This window comes from Nocardioides sp. CPCC 206348, from assembly GCF_048654705.1.
Taxonomy (GTDB): Bacteria; Actinomycetota; Actinomycetes; order Propionibacteriales; family Nocardioidaceae; genus Nocardioides.
Genome location: NZ_JBMCZA010000175.1, coordinates 2,533 through 3,204, shown reverse-complemented (window position 1 = coordinate 3,204; position 672 = coordinate 2,533). Strand labels below are relative to the sequence as shown.

The window sequence follows — 672 nt, the reverse complement described above, 5'->3', positions numbered from 1 at the left end:
TTGGCGCGCTGTCCGGGCGAGCGGGTCAGCGTGCTGATGGTGTTGTGCTGGACCCAGGTGCCGCTGGTCGATCCGTCGGGACTGCGGTTGATCGAGACCCCGTCGGAGCTGGCCTGGCTCGGGGTGTAGGTCATCGACTGGATGGTGGCGCCGCCCGAGTCGCGCAGGCTCACCGAGTCGCCGCCGTTCGCGAGGTTGAGCCCGCCGGTGCTGGCCGGCACCGCCACGATGCCGCCGGGGATGCTCGAGGCGCCTCCGAACACGGTGATGGCCTTGCCGGGCTGCAGCGTCGTACCTGCCGCGAAGGTGTGGCGAAGGGCCGTGCCATCCCGGAGCGTCCAGCCGGCGATCGAGATGGCGGTGCCGCCGTTGTTCACGATCTCGATGGCCTCGCCCGCGGTGGCGCTGCCCGGCTCGTTGGCCAGCACCTCGTTGAGGATGACGTTGGCCGGCCCGCCTCCGGCCGCGGTCACCGTGACGTTCTGGGTGGTCGTGTGGCTCGCCCCGCCGTTGTCGGTGACGGTCAGGGAAACCGCGTAGGTGCCTGCCGCGGCGTAGGTCACGGACGGGTTGGTCGCGGTCGAGGTCTGGCCGTTGCCGAAGTCCCAGCTGCGCGAGGCGATCGTGCCGTCGGCGTCGGTGCTCGCGTCGGTGAAGGTGCAGGCGAGGTTC

1 protein-coding gene is annotated in these 672 nt (G+C 71.1%); it reads right to left on the bottom strand.

Annotated features, from left to right (window positions below; all coding sequences use genetic code 11):
- Positions 1-672 (bottom strand): lamin tail domain-containing protein (locus ACOADB_RS13875; RefSeq protein WP_378599602.1); only part of this gene is annotated, 672 nt, incomplete at both ends.